General features: G+C 39.1%; 13 protein-coding genes. 2 read left to right on the forward strand and 11 right to left on the reverse strand.

The window, feature by feature from the left end:
- Positions 1-50 precede the first annotated feature (50 nt).
- From AC1DNH_RS09160 to AC1DNH_RS09180, 5 genes are all read right to left on the reverse strand, one after another.
- Positions 51-2498 (reverse strand): outer membrane beta-barrel protein, encoded by a 2448-nt coding sequence (locus AC1DNH_RS09160; protein WP_477583110.1) that lies wholly within the window; start codon positions 2496-2498, stop codon positions 51-53.
- A 29-nt stretch (positions 2499-2527) separates the two neighbouring features.
- Positions 2528-4462 carry a M56 family metallopeptidase gene (locus AC1DNH_RS09165; protein ID WP_477625328.1) on the reverse strand — a complete coding sequence of 645 codons (1935 nt, stop codon included), beginning with the start codon at positions 4460-4462 and terminating at the stop codon, positions 2528-2530.
- Positions 4463-4494: 32 nt separating this feature from the next.
- The gene (locus tag AC1DNH_RS09170) at positions 4495-4884 is read right to left on the reverse strand and encodes a BlaI/MecI/CopY family transcriptional regulator (RefSeq protein ID WP_029275844.1); all 390 of its coding nucleotides are present in this window, start codon (positions 4882-4884) and stop codon (positions 4495-4497) included.
- A gap of 509 nt (positions 4885-5393) precedes the next feature.
- Entirely contained in the window at positions 5394-7637 is a 2244-nt protein-coding gene (locus AC1DNH_RS09175) for a hypothetical protein (protein WP_477607418.1), read from the reverse strand.
- 209 nt (positions 7638-7846) lie between these two features.
- Positions 7847-8719, reverse strand: coding sequence for an NAD(P)-dependent oxidoreductase (locus AC1DNH_RS09180; protein WP_477584125.1), 873 nt, complete (start codon positions 8717-8719; stop codon positions 7847-7849).
- A gap of 173 nt (positions 8720-8892) precedes the next feature.
- On the opposite strand from AC1DNH_RS09180, the gene AC1DNH_RS09185 reads away from it, so the two are divergent.
- Positions 8893-9996 carry a DNA alkylation repair protein gene (locus tag AC1DNH_RS09185; RefSeq protein WP_477607414.1) on the forward strand — a complete coding sequence of 368 codons (1104 nt, stop codon included), beginning with the start codon at positions 8893-8895 and terminating at the stop codon, positions 9994-9996.
- On the opposite strand, the gene AC1DNH_RS09190 is transcribed toward AC1DNH_RS09185, so the two are convergent.
- Complete coding sequence (locus tag AC1DNH_RS09190; RefSeq protein WP_477584999.1) at positions 9985-10443, reverse strand: NUDIX hydrolase; 459 nt, start codon at positions 10441-10443, stop codon at positions 9985-9987. The genes AC1DNH_RS09185 and AC1DNH_RS09190 overlap by 12 nt on opposite strands.
- Positions 10444-10554: 111 nt before the next feature.
- On the opposite strand from AC1DNH_RS09190, the gene AC1DNH_RS09195 reads away from it, so the two are divergent.
- On the forward strand, positions 10555-11214 hold the full coding sequence (locus AC1DNH_RS09195; protein WP_477585000.1) for a transposase: 660 nt from the start codon (positions 10555-10557) through the stop codon (positions 11212-11214).
- Between the two features lie 140 nt (positions 11215-11354).
- Here AC1DNH_RS09195 and AC1DNH_RS09200 read toward each other — a convergent pair whose 3' ends face one another.
- The 5 genes from AC1DNH_RS09200 to AC1DNH_RS09220 all read right to left on the reverse strand — a co-directional run bounded on the left by AC1DNH_RS09200 (position 11355) and on the right by AC1DNH_RS09220 (position 17464).
- Positions 11355-11546: a hypothetical protein gene (locus AC1DNH_RS09200; RefSeq protein WP_477585001.1), complete on the reverse strand. Its 192-nt coding sequence runs from the start codon at positions 11544-11546 to the stop codon at positions 11355-11357.
- 71 nt (positions 11547-11617) lie between these two features.
- Positions 11618-13702 (reverse strand): glycoside hydrolase domain-containing protein, encoded by a 2085-nt coding sequence (locus AC1DNH_RS09205; RefSeq protein ID WP_477625329.1) that lies wholly within the window; start codon positions 13700-13702, stop codon positions 11618-11620.
- A gap of 688 nt (positions 13703-14390) precedes the next feature.
- A complete protein-coding gene (locus AC1DNH_RS09210; RefSeq protein ID WP_086544840.1) occupies positions 14391-14909 on the reverse strand; it encodes a DUF2911 domain-containing protein in 519 nt (172 codons plus the stop codon).
- Between the two features lie 145 nt (positions 14910-15054).
- The gene (locus AC1DNH_RS09215) at positions 15055-15678 is read right to left on the reverse strand and encodes a class I SAM-dependent methyltransferase (protein ID WP_477610708.1); all 624 of its coding nucleotides are present in this window, start codon (positions 15676-15678) and stop codon (positions 15055-15057) included.
- A gap of 91 nt (positions 15679-15769) precedes the next feature.
- Entirely contained in the window at positions 15770-17464 is a 1695-nt protein-coding gene (locus AC1DNH_RS09220) for a sodium:solute symporter family protein (protein WP_477582007.1), read from the reverse strand.
- Between the last annotated feature and the right edge of the window lie 24 nt (positions 17465-17488).

A 17488-nucleotide genomic window follows, 5' to 3' on the forward strand; every position in this document is an offset into this window, starting at 1 on the left:
ATAGATCCCTCCATTTCGCTGTGCACCAGTCGGGATGACGAATTGTTCCATTAATTCTTCACCCTGTTCTTTTCTGCATCGGCACCAGAAGACTCGTGTTTAGCTGGCGAAGAAAAAGCTTTACCAAAACGGTAACTATAACTCACCAGAACCGACCTCGAATCCTGACGGTTAACCCAGTTTGCTTCTGTGTTTGCCAGATTATTGATTATACCATTATAAATACGGGTTCTGAAAATGTCGTTAGCGGTTAATTTCAACGTACTTTTTGCTGAAAGTTTTTTCTGCACCGCTGCACCGAACTCATGTACTTCACCCAATAAAAACTGTACATTAGATAGTTTACTTTGGTAACGCATATTTACCTCTGCATTCCAGGTCGGACTGATTTTGAACAGCAAATTCGGATTTGCTCTTAAATAACTTCCATTGGTAACCAAAAAACCTGTGTAGAAATCTGTTTTTGAAACTATTTTTGCATACTCAACATAAGCATTCAGCTTAACCCATTTGGTGAGGTCGATCTCTGCATTTACCGAAACATTGGCCACTCTTGTTTTGCCCACATTTGCTGGTCTGCTGTAATAGGTGCCATTTAAAATTTCTATGGTTTCGTTAACCTCGTCCCGCACCCAGCTGTAACCAAAAGTTGTGGTAATCTTACTTTTATATGTATGCGACAGTTCGATACTTTGCGTAAAAGAAGGCTTTAAAAAAGGATTACCAACATAATAGGTAAACTTATCCAGAGGAGAAAAGAATGGATTAAGGTCCTGATAATAGGGACGATCGATCCTTCTTCCATAATTCAGTCCCAGTTGATTGTTTCCTGCAGTATCGAGTTTATAGGAGAAATAAAGCGTTGGAAATAAACTGTTATAGGTTCTTTTAAAACTCGAATCGGGTTTGATCAGATTGCCCAATTGATGTCCGTTAGAAACCGTGTTTTCATACCTCAAGCCAGCCTGAAGCGAAAACCGCTTTCCTTCCCGGCTCATGTTCAGGTAAACCGCATTGATGTTTTCTTCATATAAAAAGTGATTGCTCTTTTCATAATCGGCATTGGTTTTCCCGTTTGCCGTATTAAAGTAATCCGCAATATTATCGGTTTTGGTATAAGCGGTTTTAACACCCGCATCAAGCTTCCATTTATTTTCCAGTGGATGTGAATAATCAGCTTTAGCGGTATAGATATCAATATTTGAAGGCAGGTTACCTGTTAAAATATCCTGGTATTTTAAGGCTCCACTGGGCAGATAACTGAAGTTGTAGTAAGTTTGATCGGTTTGATTCCGGTAAAGCAGATAATCAGCATCAAAAGTCAATTCTCGTCCTGCCTGCTTAAATTTGTGCCTGTAATTTAAATTTACACCCGCATTCTGGTATTTGATCTGATCGATATTTTCAGCCCTGATGACCGAATCCAATTGCATAGAAGCATTGGATAAATTACTCGTATTGTTGTTTACCTGTTTCGAAATCCGGTTCATTCCGGTAAGTACCACGCCCCAGGTTGTGCGGTCTGATGCATAATAATCAAGTCCTGTTTTCAAATTAAAGGTATTGCCATGCCTGCGGAAATAAGAATTTTGATTGAAGTAGGATTTGGCACTACCATCATCATTTTTATATTTCCTGTTCAGATCAAGATCGGTAAAACTGTTATTTAAATTATAACTCAGGTTACCAAAAACGTTGATCTTATCCTTACGGTAATTAAAGTTGAAACTGTTGTTCGAGCGACTTAATTCGCCTTGATTTAAGCTCAGGTTAATCCCTCCATTAAACCCAGCGATTTTGGTTTTCTTGGTTTTGATATTAATTACACCTCCATTGCCAGCAGCATCGTACTTGGCAGGTGGATTGGTCATCAGCTCAATCTGATCAAGCGAAGAGGAAGGCAGCGAACGCAGGTAATTATCCAGATCGGCACCCGATAAATAGGTTGGTTTATCATCAATAAAAATAGCCACCCCACTCTTGCCTTTGAGCGAGATTACCCCATTCTGATCTACATTTACCCCTGGCGATTTGCTTAGCACATCCAGTGCGGTTGTGCCTGCATTGGAGATCAAAGCATCAACATTGACAACAGTACGATCTATTTTCCGCTCTACAAAAGCTTTCTGAACCGAAATATTCACCTCTTTTAAATTGGTTGCTCCAGCTCTGATCTTGATGTCGGCCAAATTGATCACAGCGCGATTGGCAGTTAAAATCAAGGTATCGGTTTGATAAATAGGTGAACCTACAACCGATACCTTGATGAGGTATTTTCCATAGCTAAGTTTATCAAAGCTAAACAGTCCATCCTTTTCAGTGAAGGTTGTTTTAACCAACACCGAATCTTTAAGCAGTGCAGCTGTGGCAAATTCTATATTTTTCCCATCGGCATCCAATACACGACCGTAAATTCTGGATTGAAGAGTTTGGGCTTGAGCAAAGGTAAGGGCAATATTCATCCATACGGCTAAAAAAGCCATGAGCTTAAATTTCATGATGTGAATTGGGTTAGCGCTTTTAGAACTTAGTTTTTATTGTTTTCGATCAGGAAATTATACATCAGCGAATGATTTTCATTTTTCAAAAATCTTTGCTTGTATTTTTTCTGCACATCAGCATTTTGTTTTACGCCATTTACAATTAAATCGTCTTTATTGAGTTTGTACGACAATTTATTGGTACTGGTAATAATGCCGTCTTTCATCAATTGCTGATTGATTTCGTTGGTATAATCGTGACCATCTCCGTTGGCTACAGTTTTCGAAGTAACCGTTCGCTGTACGCCTGTTCTCGTACTTGTTTTTGGGTTATATACAGGGGGCGTTGGAGGCGTAGGTGGAACTGGTGGATTGGTTGGAGCTGACGGAACCGAAGGCAACGGTGGTGCCGGCGGTACAGCATACGCAGCGCGGGGTGCCCTTGGTGCTCTAGGTGGGCGTGGTGGACGTGGCGATCTTGGTGCACGGTTTCCTCTACTCTCTTTATCATCCTGGGTCCATTTAGCGTCTTCCTTTGCCCATTTATCAACCTCTTTTGTCCAATTGGCATCTTCTTTTGCCCATTTGGCGTCTTCCTTGGCTAATTTAGCATCTTCTTTTGCAAGTTTCTCGTCTGCGATACGGAGTTTTTCATCGGCTATTCTTGCTTTAGCATCTTCATTCCGCATTCGCTCATCCGCTATTGCCTTTCCAGCATCGTCTTTTCTGGCTTGCTGATCGGCAATTCTTGCCTTTACATCTTCATCCGTTTCGCTGTTTTTGCGTTTTTCGTTTAACTGTTTCAATTGACGATCCATTTTCGAATTGATTTCCTTTTCTAATTGATCGGCAGATTTCCCTTCAACAGGTTTAGATTTTTTCGCTGTATCCTGTAAAACCTGTATTGAAGTGGATATTTTTTTTCTGGTAACTGTTTTTGCATTGCCCACGCTCTTGAACGCAGCACTGCAAATCACAACCGATACCAGGGCGATGGTTAATATTGTCTTTTCCATTTTGTTTAAAGTTGAATTGGTGTTGAATAACATCCTGCTTGCTCTATGCAGCAGGCTACCTTTCTTACCCGTTATCGCCATGGCATAAGCAGGTGCACGCTGCTTAAACTCCTGGCAGAATATGAGGGCCTGAACGTAGTTTTTGCGATCGCTTACACAGGCAATGGCCAAATCATCACAGCAATGTTCGCGTTCTGTTTTTATTAATTGTGATACCCAAAGTACCGCTGGGTTAAAGAAGAAAACAATTTCGATAAAACTTTGCAATAGGTTTACCAGGTAATCTTTACGTTTAATGTGGGCCAGTTCGTGAGAAAGAATAGCCTCAACTTCTGCATTTGACAGGCCGGTAAGCAAACCTAATGGGATCAGAATTAAGGGTTTAAAATGCCCCACAACCATTGGCGCCTGCGCAATACCTGATTGCATGATTTTAACCGGTTGACTTAAACCTAATTTTTCGGCCAACATAGCTAACTTTTCATCCCACTGTTTACCTGCAGCATAGGTTTTATGTTTACGCAAATGATATACACCATTTAAACCTACCACTAACTGAACACTTTTTCCGCATATAATTAAAAACCAGATCAGTACAATCTGATATGCATAGGCGTTCCATAGAGAAAGAATTTTGTTCAGTCCCGAATACATATCATGCTGAACGTTTGCAATTACAGGTTGATCGGTAGCCCCACTTGGGAGATTAATCGCCACCTGGCTGGCTATAGAACCTATAGGCTTTTGCAGTTCTTTGTAAAAGGTGAAGAATATAGCCACAACAAACAAGGCCAAACATATGGTGAGGAGGTTATAACGCATTGCCGCGCTAGCTTTTCGGGTAGTAAACATCACCAAACCAGCAAGCAAGGCCAATATTACCCCAAGCCATAGTGAGTGGAATAAAGTAGCACCAAGGGCATGAAGCCAGTTTTCGGGTAAAAGGTTAATTAACTTAAATTCCATCATTGTGGTTCTTTAGAATCTGTTATTATTAATTATTCCATGCTATCCAATAGCCGCTTTATCTCTTCTATTTCCTGTTTAGAGGTTTTTTCGTTACCCAGAAGCTGCATCATTAACTGCGAAGCGGATCCTTTATATAAGGTATTTACAAAACGGTCTAACAACTGAACCTTGGTTTTCTCCTCAGCCTCAACAGGAATATAAATGTGTTTCATTTGGCTTTCATCACGTTTTAATATTCCCTTTTCGGTTAAGATCTGCATCTGCTTTAAAGTTGAGGTATAATTCACCTCTCGCTGCTCGTTCAATTTATCGTTTACAAACCGAACTGTAGATGGCCCGAATTCCCATAATACCTGAAGAATTTCTAATTCAGCTTTAGTGGGTTCAGGCAGATTATTTTCAGTTTGATTACTTTTCATACCCTAAAGGTACGATGTTTTTCGTACGATTCAAATATTATGTTACTTATTTTTATAAAAAATGTTCAATCAGCTCATTTTAAGCAATTTAATAAGAAAGTATGCAAGGTTTCCTTTTTAAGGAAAAACAGGTTTATTATATGGAGCGCAAGTTCTGTGTAAAATAATGAGCTTCTTCCCGTTTTACGCTTTTACGCTTCGCTGCCTCGTACCTCGTTGCTGCAGGGTAGCGCTGCAACCGGGGCTAGGTGGCCACAGCATTATTTCATTTGTTGGGTTGCAGGGTGCACAAGCCCTGGTTTCTAAACCCGATCCGATAGCTATCGGATGGAGCGGAATAGCCTGGAGCGCAGCGAGGACTATAAGTGAAAGCGGGACTGGCGGTCTCCAAGAACCACAAGCCATCCATTTCCTAATTCTAATAGCGGGTAAATAGTTTTTTACCTGTACACATCAAACGATCTATTTCGGTCGGTGAGACACCAACCGATAGGATAAAATCAATCCCGTTATTTATTGATCAGTGCGATATCATCCACAATAATATCTCCGGAAGGTGTTTTATTAAAGATAAATCTAATTTTTTTAAGATCATTAACCTTAAATAGGCTATTGCCGCCTAAAATTTTCTCTATATCGAAATAGAAAAAATCTGGTACCGCTTCTGAGTTTGGATAATCGTTAAATAAGTCAAACTTACTCAGGTTTTTTGCCATTTGAGGCTGAAGAAGACTACAGCTGCTCAAAGGAAAAGAAAAACGGTGTTTTTTAACGTCTTCCACCTCAATAGTGAAATCGATTGGCTTATTATTTCCTGAAGCATTTTCCTTCCCTGCAGCCAATGAAAAACTTAACATCTTACCCGACAGAGAGAGCGGGGAAGATAAAGCCACCGAAAAGAAACTAGCCTGATGTTTGGGTTTTAACGAATCCCAACCAAGGTAAACGGCCTTGGAAATTTGCATGCTCCATAAAAACTTATTCTGCTGTTCCTTCCACTCTCGAAGGCCGCTTGAGGTAATTTTGCCTCCTGGAATAGATGTTGTACCAACATTTACATCCTCTTCAAAATCGGCCAATAAGGTTTTTTGTGCAGGCTCGAACTGGTTCATGTATAGCTTTTTAGGCAACCAATTTCTACCAGATCTTGCATCCATAAAAAGCGGTTTATAACCCGCCTGATTGTTTAGTGTTGTTTCCAGAAAACCATTAATGTACACACTCAATATTTTTTGCTGTTCCTGCTCATCCATCAACTGTTTTAGATTAAACCTATTGATGCCTGGCCCTGCCCCATCTTTTCGACCCCAAACTGAATTAAATTGCCCGTGATTGGCTGCACTTAAATAAAGACCGGCTTTAAAACCATTAAAGTTGGGAGAAAACTGGATCCTTTTCATGGTAGCAAGTCCACCATAGGTCTGCATATCCATATCAAGAGCCCCCTGGATCACAAAATAATTGATATCCTTTGCAACTGTTAAGGTTCCGCCAGGTTTGTACTGGCCATCAACAGGTGCTATGGCAATAACGGCTCCAATATTGAAATTAAATTTAAACACCTCCCTTGCATCATCGGGATAATGGCTAAGCCGATTAAACACCGCCGCATGGGTTACGGCCTCTCCTCCCCTCGAATGACCAATAATGGCAATCTTATCCATATCAATTCTTTTATAAAAGCTATTTCCGGGTGTATTGTTCCAATTGCGCAAAAGTTCAAGGTGTTTTAACAGTAACCATGCCCTCGCTGCATTCTCATTCTTTAATCCACCGCCAAATACATCCAGATCAGTTAACGAAAGGTTAAGAAAATTCTCATCTACCGATACCACCATATATCCGCGACTGGCCAATAACTCGCCCAAAAAAGTATAGCCTGGATCGGAAGCATGCTGGGCAAGATGATTGCCATGAACGATTACCACTAACGGCAACTTTTCTTTTTTATCACGTGGATACCAAACCAGTCCATTCAGCGGAAGCGACTTCTGATCAAACCCAAAATATATGGTTCTCAGCTTTCCCGAAAGCCCGATCCAGGAGGAGAGCAAACGAGAACCATTAACGCTTGTTGTTTTTATCTTCACACCATCACCAAATTCTTTCCGCCACTTATCCTTTCCACTGCCATAACTGAGCACATAAGATTTGTATGGCCCTTTACGCGATGGATCTGGCAGATCAATTGCCTCAGGAAGCTTACCATTCAGTTTATAATTTACAACAGCTATCGGCTTAGTTCCTTGCCCCAAGAAAATACACAGACCTAAAATGAAAGCAACAGAAGAAAGTACCACTACCAGAAACCAAAAAATATTTTTCAAATTTTTCAATGGAAACAGGCTGCCTTTTTTCCATTGATAAAAACCAGTCAATATCAATACTGGCAATACAATTATTCCTGCAATCAGCACCCAGCCATAAGTGGCAGGAAGATAAAAAAAATAAAAAACAGCCAGGTAACAAAAAATAATGGCAACCTGATAAGCGGCGGGAATGCGCGGCAATAATTTTAATAAACGCATTATCAAAACTGAAATGACAATACCACAACCCACATAAAACAACAGATAGCCTACAAGATATAAGATTGGTATATGCTGATAAAAGTAAAGCACATGCATTACAGATAGAAACAGTACCACAAAGGCAACAATAAGCTTACCTGCCCTGCCTGGTATTTTTTCTGCCGGGGAAAGAAATTCGACGGTGCGTTTAAAAAAGGATTTGATTTTAGCAATTATAATCATAGTCTTAATCGTATTTAAGTAATACAAGATTTCAATACCAGCTGATTTTCAGCAGGCACGGGATAATGTGCCTATTGAGCAAATTAATAAAAATCGATAATTAGTTAAAAAATTGTTGACCTTGCTTTGGAAAAGGATAAACGCTATGTTGTGATTACATTAATTGTACCGCCATTTATATTGTGAAGTACATTTGGCGCACTTAAAGATTAATTTATCTTGCTTAAATTATCCTTTACCTGCTTAATCACGGCAATAATATCTTCTTCTCCATATTTTGCAGCCGCATCTCCGAAAGTATTTAGTGCTGTTTTAGCCAATGGTGATGAAATCCCTTCGGCTTTGGCCAGGTTCAGATCTTTTACAATATGTTTAAGTGCAAAAGCAGCTTGGTAATGATCAGCAACAATGGCATCACCTTTAATTTTGGTAAAAATATTGCCAATGGCTGCATTATTGATCAATTCTAATAAGTCTTCTGTTTTAATCCCTTGTTCATTCGCAAACAAAACGGTTTCAGCCAGGCCCTGTGCATATAGGGCCAAAAGCGAATTGATGGCCAGCTTTGCACTGTTGCCCGCACCATTTTCGCCAACAAGTTTGGCAAGTTTGCCCATTTTTTCCAGAATCGGTTTTACCTGATTAAAAGCAGCTTCTTCACCGCCAACCATGATAACCAACTGACCGGTTTCTGCCTGCTTCACACTGCCTGAAACTGGCGCATCTAAATAAAAGTTTCCTTTTGCTTTACACTGCTTAGCCATTTCTTTTGAAATAGAAGGAGAAACCGTGCTCATATTGATGATGATCTTATCCGAAGTTTCTCCACTAAAAAGACCTTCTTCTCCCTTAAAAATCTGTTCTATAGCGGCATCATCAGAAACCATAACAATTACCACATCAGTAGTTACAATCAGCGCTTTAGGTGTTTCGGCTATTGATGCGCCCAGTTCTTTCAGTGCAGCTTCTTTATCCTTGTTCCTGTTATAGACAGTAACTGTGTAATCTGCTTTTATCAATTGCTCTGCCATCGGGATACCCATATTACCTAACCCGATCCAGCCTATTTTTGTAGTATTCATTTCGTTATTTTTATAATAAACAAATGTGCCAAAGAAAAAGCTGAAATTCTTAAACGTTACGTAAAAATGATACGATGAAGTAATTATTTGTATAAGCCGCTTTAACATACTAATATTTTTAGTAAATTAGCGCTGCATTAAAATAATCTCCCACTTTGTAATTACCATACCATATGGCCAGCCCGCTTAAAGATTTATATTCTCCAGCCTTTTACGATAGATTAGCCCATGCATTAACGGCTACTGTTCCAGGTTTCGACGAAGGAAAATTTATTAAAAAGGTTTTCACTGCTGACTTCGAATCAAAAGAACTAAAAGAGCGGATGAAACATACCTCGAAGGTATTACATGATTTTTTACCCGAAGATTATCCTCAAACGATAGCGTTGATTAAAAAAACTATCGCACAATTAAGGCTGCAGGGTATTGGAGAAGATAGCCTGGCTTATATGTTTTTACCTGATTATATCGAAACCTATGGTATAGATGATTTCGAAGGTTCAGTTGAGGCACTCGAATTTGTTACGCAGTTTGTAAGCTGCGAATTTGCTGTTCGTCCTTTCATTTTAAAATACGGAAATGAGATGATTTTAAAGATGCAAAAATGGTCGCTGCACGAAAGCCATAAAGTAAGAAGGCTCGCCAGTGAAGGAAGCCGTCCGCGCCTACCCTGGGCCATGGGTATCCCCTTTCTGAAAAAAGACCCGACATCCATTTTACCCATACTGGAAAACCTTAAAAAAGATCCATCAGAATATGTAAGGCGGAGCGTTGCCAATAGCTTAAATGATATTGCAAAAGATCATCCTCAGGTTGTTTTAAATGTGGCTAAAAACTGGTCGGGTTTGGGTGCCGAAACCGATGCCATTATTAAACATGGCAGCCGTACATTACTTAAACAAGGCCATGTGGATATCCTTAAACATTATGGCTTAGATGATACAGGGATTTTATTAAAAGATTTCAAAATCTTAACGCCTCAGGTCAAAATTGGCGAAAGTCTGGAGTTTTCATTTTCTATTCTGAACGAAAATCCGACTGAACAAAAAGTGAGGTTGGAATACGCCATTTACTATAAAAAGCAAAACGGCCAGAACACTAAAAAAGTGTATAAAGTTTCGGAGCGGATTTATCCTGCGGGTGCAGCAGTAAACATTACACGCAAGCAAAAATTCGTGCTGATTACCACGCGTAAATTTCATCTGGGCGATCACCAGGTTTCGATGATCATTAACGGTGCTGAGAAGGAAATTTCACACTTTGAATTAACGGCTTAGTTTGGATTTTAATTCATCGAGCAAAGCGACCTGCTTTTCGTTAATGTGTTTAATGGCATTATTGTAGGCAAACCATTCGGCTTTGTCTATTTCAGCAAAACTTTGCTTTTTACCCGATCGCGGCGGCCATTCTATTTCGAAAGTATTACTAACAATTGTAGAAGGATCAAGATCTCCTTCCACAGCCCAACACAATACTTTTTTACCCCCCTTTTGCACAATGGGAGTTAATTCAATAAAGTCGCCGGTTAAGCTTTGACCTGTTTCCTCTTTAAATTCGCGGACTGCAGCTGTTAAAGCTTCTTCACCTTCATTTAGTTCCCCTTTGGGCACTGTCCAAAAGCCAATATCTTTTTTTGCAAAGAATGGCCCACCCGGATGAACCAGAAAAAATTCTACCTGCTGATCTTTTCTTCTGAAGAGCAATATTCCAGCACTCTGTTTCATAAGGGCAAGGTAGGGATTGTATCTAAAGAAGTCAAGTTTTAAAAACTTGACTTCTTTTAAATCTAATTATTAAAAATTTGCCTCTCTAAAGAAATTTCAATAAATTCATTTATGCCAATTAATGAAAAACACATTGAAGATTTTATTGAAAATGAATTCATGCATATTATCTGCAAATCCGTTAGTGGCTCAAAATTATTTAAAGACGATGGTAACAGGATATATTTTCTTCTAAAATATGCACAGTATTCTGCAGGTTATGTAAATACCTATGCTTACATCTTATTGGATAATCACACCCATTTCTTGATAAAAAACACAAGTTCAGATGAACTTAAATCGCATTTAAAATCTTTGAGTAAAGATTCCTTAAAAACACATCAGAAAAAATACTTGGCCAATGAAATTTGCTACAGCGAAGCTGTAGAATTTCAGATGAAAGACTTTTTCATTGCTTATGCAATGGCATTTAATAAGAAAAATGATAGGTCTGGATCTTTATTTGTCAACCCTTTTCGAAGGGTGAGAATTATCGATGAAGTACATTTACATCAATTGATTATTTATATCCATGCAAATGTATTAAAGCATGGTATCTGTACTGAATTTAAAAATTACAAATGGTCGTCTTATCAAACGATTCTGTCGGAGAAGAAGACAATTTTGAAAAGAAAAGAGGTATTAGATTTTTTTGGTGGTAAAAATAGTTTTGTGAAACAGCATCAAATTCAAAGCGAGCACTTCTACATCTGTAATCATCAAATCGAATAGTTCCTATAGAATTCAATATGTCCAAAGAAGTCAAGTTTTAAAAACTTGACTTCTTTCAAATTCATTAAAAAAGCAGCCAGGTTTTTTAAGTCCTGGCTGCTTTATATAATCTGGTATGATGAGATTTTATTGGAGGCGTTTTACAACAACCCGTACAAACCATGGGCGTAATTCCTTAATGAAGATGATACCGTCTTCATCTTTTCGGGAGATGGGCCTTTTACTTTATAGGCTTCTGGATGAAGTTCTAAAGGTTGTTCGTTAATGTGTTCTAATGTGTTTCTATTGCTTAATGTAGCATGTTGTTCTTCGCTTAATTTTAAAGGTGCCATGATCTTGAAATTTATACTAGAACAACAGGATTATCTGGAATAAGTTTGCGGCTTTTTGTAATTTTTTAAGATTATTTTCCAAGACCCGAAATCCAGTTTTCGGTATCCGAAATTTTAACCGGCACGGCCGAAGCAATGATTTTCAGCACCCCTCCTGCATTGATATCTTCTTGCGTGATAAAGTTCTTTTTGAAAGGCTTTCCGTTAAGAAAAACGGCCTTGATATATTTGTTTTTCAAGCTAAAATTTTCAGTTTCGATGGTAAATGTTTTTCCTTTTGGCAGGTTATAGCTTAGCGATGGAAATAAAGGCACATTTAAATAATAAATTGGCCACCCTACACATGCCGGAGAAAAACCACTTGCCGCAAACACATACCAGGCACTCATTGCACCGGCATCATCGTCCATAGTACGCAGATAGGCATGTGGCTGGTTTCTATAAATTTTACCGATATAACTACCGATTCCGCGGCTGTTATCGTTAAAATAATTTTGGATTACGGTATCAGCTGCCAATTGATGCATCCAATATTGCGATTTATAACCAGACTTGGTAACATTATACATCAATGGTACCTGCAAATCTGGTTCATTGGCATGGTTGTATAAATCACGCGCAAAAAATTCGTCGAGTTTTGCCAGATAAGATTCCTCTCCCCCGTCCAGTTCAATCAACCCTTTAAAATCATAAGGCACAAACCATCGATATTGCCAGATGGTACCCTGGTATAAACCACGGGCCTGCATACGGTCGACATCATTTTTGCTCATATCTTTAAAATCCTTGTTCCAATATTTCTTGTATTCAAGCGCTTTATTGAGATAAAAATCAGATTTTTCTTTATTCTTTAAAATCTTAAAGATTTCTGCCAATGCCCAGTTATCGTAACTCGATTCCAGTGCTTTATCTGGAGATTTGTAATCCAGGCCATTTACCTCTTTCACTAACGAATCGGCAATCTTGTTAAAATCTACCGGATAACCCTTGCGGTAGGCATCAAGCAAAACCACAATGGCATGTTCAGAACGCACGGTATTTGATGGCTCATTTTGCCCGGCATAATCTTTTTTGCCCGAGTTATACAGATCAGCAATAGAACTGACCATTCCAGCATACCTATCTTGTTCAATTAGCGAAAGCAAAGGCAACTGCGTACGGTAATTGTCCCAAATGGCCCAGCCGTTGTAGCGGATTTCTTTATCTTTCTGAATTTCGCCTTTTGTATTGCGATATGTTCCATCAGTTTCTGAAATTACATAAGGCGATTGCATGGTGCGATATAAAAGCGAATAAAATAGTTTTGCACTTTCTAGATCGCCATTTACGGCAATTTTGGAAAGATCGGTATTCCAATCGGCTTTGCTTTGTTCTTTTACGGTATTGAAAGGATTTTTATTGACAGAAGCTTTTGCAGCTTCAACACTTACCGAAGAAAGTGCAATATCGATTCCCACTGAGGTTAATTCTCCTTTAAGCGTGGCAATCATTTTATGATCGTCTATTACTTTCCATGATACATTATCGCCGATTTCCATATAATAGAACAATTTGTATTTACCTGCACCACAGGTTGTTTTTGAGGTAATCCATCCACTTACGCTATTACCGTTTATCTCGTGCGATTCGGCTACAAAAGCACCGTTAAAAGCATAACCCAAATCGAGGTAAAAACCTTTGGCCCCTTTCGGAAATTGGTAGACATGCTTCCCGGCTTTGCCCAATACGGTAAAACTGGCTTTAATTTTATTTTCAAAACCTACTTCATAGTAACCTGGACTTGCTTTTTCAGAAACCTTAATCAGTTCTGACTTCGCCGGATCACTGCCTAAAAATGGTTTGATGAAAATATTACCACCCGAGCCCTGACAGCCAACTCCTTCGAAACGGTTGTGGGTAAAGCCTTCGAATTTCTTGGCCAGGTATTCGTAACCGGTATGTGTTTTAGGATAAGTTTGAGGACCAATACTCAACATGCCAAAAGGGGCCGATGCAGCTGGCGACATCTGCCCATGATCTGCTGAAGATCCTAAAAAAACGTTCACCTGATCGACAGGCTTTGCTGTTTTAATAGAAAAAAGCTGTGTTTTTTGTTGAGCTAAAACGTTTAATGAAAGAAGCGGTAATATTGCCAGTAGTTTAATAGGAAGCTTCATTATTTGTGTTTATTTTTAAATTGTCCTAAAATAGTATTTTAACATGAAGTAGCTATTATGTTTTAGGTTCTTTACAGAAGTTGTTGGTCTGGATTTGTAATCCGGACCCCTAGTGTTCTAGTTCTACAAGTTTTAACTGTTTGTCAGGATTATAAATCCTAAGCTCTTAAGACTCGATTGCAAATCCCGACTATCATTAGAAAAAGCTTTAACAAAATATGTTTTTTATTTTGAAGCGCAAGCCCTGTATAGAACAAGAAGTTTCTTCCCGTTTTTTGCTTTTACGCTTTCCCGAAACTTCGGGATACCTCGTTGCTGCAGGGTAACGCTTCAACCGGGGCTAAGTGGCTACAGCAGCATTTCATTTGTTGGGTTGCAGGATGCACAAACCCTTGTCCTTAAACCCGACAGCAGCGGCAGCTCCCGATTCTTCATCGGGACTATAGCGAATGGCGGGACTGCAAGCATCCAAGAACCGCAAGCCTCTCATTTCCTCTAATAAGAATATCTTTTATTTCGGTCGGTGAGACACCAACCGATAGGATAATGAATCGCGACGTTAAGTCGGGAGTAATGGAAAACGGGACTGCAAACCGCCAAGAATTACAACCCAGCCATTTTCAAAAAAACGGCATAAAAAAAGCCGTCCTAATGTAAATCAGGACGGCTGTGAAATAATTTTATCTTATTATTTAATGTTAACCGGAACAGAAATTTTATCCCATTCTAAAGCGAATCCGCTTTTGGTAATTTTATAAACCAAACGTTCTTGTGTAGCTTTTAAGGCTTTGGTTTTAACATCAACACGCAAAGCATCCTTAGCTTCTTCGTATTTATAAGCACCCCACTGTTTTGGTTCTTTGTTAAAAATAGCTGTCCAGGTTCCGCTTTCTTTAGGGATTAAAAAGAAGCTGTATTTTCCTGCTGCCAAAGCTTTACCTTCAACTACGATATCTTTATCGGTTTCGAAAGTAGTAGCCTCGTTTGCACCTGCGCGCCATACTTTATCAAAGGCTTCTAAACCGCCCCAGATTTTACGTCCTTTTACGGCAGGGCTGCTGTAGTTGATGGTAATGGTTGCACCTTTAACTTTTCCTGTCGCTGTAGCAGCAGGACTTGGTTTAGGCTGAGCATCTTGTGCCATTGCACTTACAGAAATAGTAATTGCTGTAAATAGCAACGCGATTGATTTAATCATCGTTTTCATAGTATTATATTTATCTGTTTTTGTTGTTTTTGATTTTACGAATTTATGGCTTTAGGTTGATAAAAACTATAATCCTAGTGTCTAAAAAATTGTGCAAAACTTTACTGTTTTTTAAATTCATTTCTCAACTATAGACTAAACTGCTTTATTTCCTTCTTCCAACAAATCTGATTACCGAGCCCTGGCCGTTATGAAACAAACCCTCATTCAGTTCAATTTCTTTTTCTTCTAATACAAGAATCTCATAATTTTCGAAATCAGCTCTTATTTCCTCGATCGAAAATAGCATGTCGATTTCTTTTGGTCCGCCAACTTTTTCGTTTTTGGCAAGATAATCAAGATGTTTCTTGCTAAAAGCTTCGAAAATAAGCAAACCGCCTTTGCGTAAATAATTGCTCAGTGTTTTATGGTAAGTTGATTTAATCGCCGATGGAAAGTGTGCATAAATTAAGGCAATGGCATCAAACTGTTCAGCTTTATAGTCCAGCTCCTGAAGTTCGCCAACCTGGTAATCAATGCTAACGTTATTGTTTTCTGCGAATTGAAGTGCTTTATTCTTTCCTTCAACACTGATATCAAAGGCCGAAACCTTCCAACCGAGTTTAGCTGCAAAAACGGCATTTCGGCCTTCGCCTTCTGCCGGAAAAAGTATTGTTCCGGGCTCGAGCTGCATCAACTGCTCTTTTAAATAGTTATTCGGCTGTTCGCCATAAGCAAATTCATCGGTACTGTATCGGTCATTCCACCTATCAATCCAAGCGTCGTTCATATTTAGCGTTATCTATTTTGTCGAAAATAAAGGTATTAAAATTTAGGCATGCGCCCGGGGAGCAAATATCTGCTGCACGTAAAAATTAGGTTTATTTGTCGACTAAAGTTTTTGGATTTGAAAATAACAGACCAATTACCGAGAACATAATTACCGCTGCTGCACCGATTACATTGAGCCAAAGGAATGAAACAATATCGAACTCATACACTGTTACAACAGTAATTTCGGATAAGATGGCAGCAATAAATACGATAGGTCCGTTTATCTTTTTAAAATAAAATGCCACCAGGAAAATACCCAGGATTGGTCCATAGAAAAGTGAACCTAATACGTTAACAGCTTCTATTAAGGAGCCCATTTGTGTAGCAAACATGGCAACAGCTATCGAAAAAATGCCCCAGGCCAAAGTATGCAAACGGCTATATTTCAGTTCAGTCTCGTCGTCTACTTCTTTTTTGCCAAAAATGAGGTGTACATCTTTTAACGAACAGGCGGCTAAAGAATTCAGCGCTGCAGAAATAGACCCCCAGCTCGCCAAAAAGATGACTGCGAAAAGCAGGCCGATCATCCCAACGGGAAGGGTGTTCTTTACAAAGTATAAAAAGATATAATTGGTATCGGTTTTCTCTGCATTGTAATTCGACTTGTTAATGGCCTCTTCTACCCTACCGTGCAGTTCTTTTACCTGCTTTTGGGTTGATTTAAAGTTTTCTATCGAAGAATTTAACGATGGTAGTTGCTTTTCCTTTTCTACCAGGATATTTTTTGATTGCTGGTTAAATTTCTGCGCTAAAGCATTGTGTTCTTTTTCGAAAGCTGCTGCTTGTTGAGGCTGAGTTTCTTTTAAATACTGATAGGAACGTTCATTGAAATAAATCGGTGCCGGCTTTAATGAGAAGAAAGCAAACAATAATGCGCCGATTAACAGGATAGCGAACTGCATCGGGATTTTAACCAATCCATTTAACAGTAAGCCCATTTTTGCATTGGTATTGTCTTTCGCGGTAATGTATCTTCCAACCTGGCTCTGATCTGTGCCGAAGTAAGAAAGCGCGAGAAAAAAACCTCCGATTAAACCACTCCAGATATTATATTTATCCTTCCAGTCGAATTCGGTGGTAATTACATTTAATTTACCCGATTTGCCGGCCAGGTAAAGTGCATCTTTAAACCCGATTCCATTAGGCATATGCTGCACCAAAAGATATCCGGCAAAGGCCATTGTCCCTAAAATGATTAAAAATTGCAGTTTCTGTGTGTGTGCAATTGCTTTTGCACCACCAACATAGGTATAAATCAACAAAATCCCGCCGGTAAGGATATTGGTTAAATAAATATTCCAGTTTAAAACACTGGAGAGGATAATACTTGGTGCATAAATACTGATCCCTGTTGATAATCCCCGCGAAAACAGAAACAGCAACGAAGTTAAAACCCTTGTTTTTTTATCGAAACGGTTTTCCAGGTATTCGTAGGCGGTATATACATTCAACCTTTGAAAAATCGGGATGAAAGTAATGCAAATAACAATCATTGCCAACGGCAGACCAAAATAATACTGCACGAAGCGCATGCCATCGGTATAAGCCTGTCCTGGTGCTGATAAAAAAGTAATAGCACTGGCCTGCGTAGCCATAATACCCAATAGCACAATATACCAGGGCATTTTATTACCGGCCTTTAAATAGGAAGCATTGCTTTTTTGCCCACGACCAATAAAAACACCATAGGTTACCACAGCAAGCAAAGTAAATATCAGTACTGCCCAATCGATATTACTCATGCCCAGAATTTAGTAAACAGGTAA

The organism is Pedobacter sp. 01N310, assembly GCF_056399805.1.

Coding starts and splice junctions, on each gene's coding strand:
- AC1DNH_RS09160 (WP_477583110.1), bottom strand. CDS start 2,498: ATGAAATTTAAGCTCATGGCTTTTTTAGCCGTATGGATGAATATTGCC.
- AC1DNH_RS09165 (WP_477625328.1), bottom strand. CDS start 4,462: ATGGAATTTAAGTTAATTAACCTTTTACCCGAAAACTGGCTTCATGCC.
- AC1DNH_RS09170 (WP_029275844.1), bottom strand. CDS start 4,884: ATGAAAAGTAATCAAACTGAAAATAATCTGCCTGAACCCACTAAAGCT.
- AC1DNH_RS09175 (WP_477607418.1), bottom strand. CDS start 7,637: ATGATTATAATTGCTAAAATCAAATCCTTTTTTAAACGCACCGTCGAA.
- AC1DNH_RS09180 (WP_477584125.1), bottom strand. CDS start 8,719: ATGAATACTACAAAAATAGGCTGGATCGGGTTAGGTAATATGGGTATC.
- AC1DNH_RS09185 (WP_477607414.1), top strand. CDS start 8,893: ATGGCCAGCCCGCTTAAAGATTTATATTCTCCAGCCTTTTACGATAGA.
- AC1DNH_RS09190 (WP_477584999.1), bottom strand. CDS start 10,443: ATGAAACAGAGTGCTGGAATATTGCTCTTCAGAAGAAAAGATCAGCAG.
- AC1DNH_RS09195 (WP_477585000.1), top strand. CDS start 10,555: ATGCCAATTAATGAAAAACACATTGAAGATTTTATTGAAAATGAATTC.
- AC1DNH_RS09200 (WP_477585001.1), bottom strand. CDS start 11,546: ATGGCACCTTTAAAATTAAGCGAAGAACAACATGCTACATTAAGCAAT.
- AC1DNH_RS09205 (WP_477625329.1), bottom strand. CDS start 13,702: ATGAAGCTTCCTATTAAACTACTGGCAATATTACCGCTTCTTTCATTA.
- AC1DNH_RS09210 (WP_086544840.1), bottom strand. CDS start 14,909: ATGAAAACGATGATTAAATCAATCGCGTTGCTATTTACAGCAATTACT.
- AC1DNH_RS09215 (WP_477610708.1), bottom strand. CDS start 15,678: ATGAACGACGCTTGGATTGATAGGTGGAATGACCGATACAGTACCGAT.
- AC1DNH_RS09220 (WP_477582007.1), bottom strand. CDS start 17,464: ATGAGTAATATCGATTGGGCAGTACTGATATTTACTTTGCTTGCTGTG.